Below are 2,608 nucleotides of genomic sequence, written 5' to 3'. Positions count from 1 at the left end.
CCCCAAAAGTTAGATTTTTTCTGTCTAACTTTTGGGGTGCAGTACATCAACACCTGATACTATGCGTTTTTCTGATTTTTAGGACTTTTGACTCAGTCTCTTTTTGTTTTATTTGACATGTTTGGCAAGTTCTTCTTGAGCCTTTTTATTAGACTCTTCTTTTTCTTTCATCCATTTTTCCTGAGCTTTTTGGTATTCATCTACAGTGACTGCCTTGTCTTGAATTTCAAGGTATTTATATAAGACTGGCTCACTTGTACCTTTATTTCCTGACAATGCAAATGGTATTGTAAATGGTACCATCTTAGACAAGATTGGACGCCCTGTACGAGATGTAGTTGGAATAATCAAAGCACTATCTGTCAGCCAAGCTTGGGCTGAAGCGTATTTATCATAGCGTTTAGCAACATCTGTAGCCTCATCACCAGCTTCAGTAACCAATTTTTCGTAGTCATATAGACCTACTTTTTTAGCAGCTACATTATCTTCCCCTGAGTCAAATCCTAAATATGTTTTAGTACTTTCTCCTACAGAAGGTTTGATAATATCAAGGTAGGTTGATGGATCGGCAAAATCAGGACCCCAACCGACATTATCTGATAAATCCCAGTCTTCGCCAGCAGCATTTTCAGCAAATAAAGTTACATTAAGCAATTCATCTTTTTGCAATTGTTGGATATCAATAACGACATTATCAGTTCCTAAAGTTGCTTCCAAGGATTGTTTCATAGATTGGACACGTTGAACTTTTGTAGTTGCTGTCTGGTCAACAGGCATATCTAGGTGAATTGGGAAAGTCACACCTTCTGCTTGTAAAGCGGACTTAGCCTTGGCAAATTCAGCCTTGGCTTTTTCTGGATTGTAGAGACCATCTTGTGAATCGGCCAGATTAACATCCTTCCATTCATCCCCATAGGTTACTAATTTTTCTTTGACCATATCGCCAAAGTTTTTCCCATCTGCTTGAACAAATGTTGGTGGCACAAAGAGATTACGCAAGATTTTGCTTGCTCCAGTTTCTCCATTCAACTGAGCGGCATAGGCTGTACGGTCAAATCCAAAGGCAATAGCCTGACGGAAATCCTTATTTAAGAGAGCCTTTTTAGTAGATGTCTTTTGTTCTTCGCTAGTCTTAGATGTGTATTTATAAGATTGACGGTCAATATTTGTCCCTACTAGATAAGTCGTAGAGTCTTGTTGAGTATAGACGATATTGTCTTTCATACTCTTCTCAAGCTCTGCGAAACTTGCACTTGTTGGATAAAGACGAGCTGCTGTAAGGCTACCATCTTTAAAGTTTTCTGCTGGTTTGCTGGTATCTTGCCCATCCCAGAATGACAATTTAACTTTGTCAATGTGCACATTGTCCTTATCCCAATAGTTCGGATTTTTCGCAAATTCAACGGAAGATTTGGTCACAATGGATTTCAACAAATAAGGACCGTTATACAAGAGACTACTTGGATCCGTAGCTTTGGCAAAATCATCCCCTTTTGAATTCAAAAACTCTTCATTAACTGGCGCAAGCACACCCATTGTTGTTTTGGAATTCCAAAAACTTTCAGGTTTGTTCAAGGTGTATTGGATTGTTTGGTCGTCAAGGGCTTTAATCCCGACTTGAGTGAAGTCTGTGATTTCACCTTTGGCATAGGCATCCAGACCTTTGATTGAATCCTGTACCAAGTAAAGGGCTTCTGCTTTCTTATCTGTTGCATATTTAAGTCCTGTTACAAAGTCCTGAGCCTTAACAGGAGCATACTCTTCTCCCTCAGATGTATACCACTTGGCATCCTGACGAATCTTATAAGTATAAGTCAAGCCATCCTTAGAAACTGACCAGTCTTCTGCCAATGAAGGAACAAGGTTCCCGTATTTATCATTTTCAAGCAATCCATCAATCACATTACTAGTAATCTCAGAAGTTGCTGCCTTACCAGTTGTCAAATAGTTGAGATTATCTGGATGTGTCTCGTAAGTAAATGCAAAGGTTTTTTCACCTTGAGCACCTGAACCCCCAGAACAAGCAGCTAAAACACCAACTGCTAATAAGGTTACTCCCGCAAGAGCCAATACTTTTCTTGTTTTCATAGTATTCTCCTTTGTTTTTTATTCATTATAGACTCTTTTTCAAGTCCTGTCAATAGAATTTTCTGAATTTTAAGAGTTATTTGTTATATTTGATATATTCTGAAAAATAAAATTGTTCATTTATGCCAAAAAAGCCAACAGAGATTCTCTTCTGATAACCAGAAAAGAATCTTGTTGACCTTCCTTCTAATACTCATCTACTTTCAAAAAGCATTCTAGTCCATCTCCGATTAACGATGGACTTTATCACCTCCTTCTCCAGTCCTTGTATAACATCTTGGAGTTGATTCATGACATCTTCCAAAGTTCGAAAGGCTTTATTCTTAAATCCACGTTTACGAATCTCTTTCCACACTTGTTCAATGGGGTTCATCTCTGGTGTGTATGGAGGAATAAAGGTAAAGCCAATATTAGTCGGAATCTTTAAGGTACTTGATTTATGCCATATGGCATTGTCCATAACGAGTAAAAGATAATCATCTGGATAAGCTTGTGAAAGCTCTTCTAAAAAGGCGTTCAT

At 38.2% G+C, this 2,608-nt stretch carries 2 protein-coding genes; both read right to left on the bottom strand.

All coding sequences use genetic code 11. From position 1 onward, the window contains the following. Positions 1–108 precede the first annotated feature (108 nt). Entirely contained in the window at positions 109–2,088 is a 1,980-nt protein-coding gene (locus tag HT736_RS08805; protein WP_119948137.1) for a peptide ABC transporter substrate-binding protein, read from the bottom strand. Positions 2,089–2,281: 193 nt separating this feature from the next. Continuing rightward, on the bottom strand, positions 2,282–2,608 hold a 327-nt coding region (locus HT736_RS08800), incomplete at its 5' end, for a transposase (RefSeq protein ID WP_172930962.1).

This window comes from Streptococcus sp. 339 (assembly GCF_013277285.1).
Classification (GTDB): domain Bacteria; phylum Bacillota; class Bacilli; order Lactobacillales; family Streptococcaceae; genus Streptococcus; species Streptococcus pseudopneumoniae.
The sequence above is the reverse complement of the archived record's forward strand: the minus strand, read 5'-3'. Positions and strand labels throughout refer to the sequence as shown.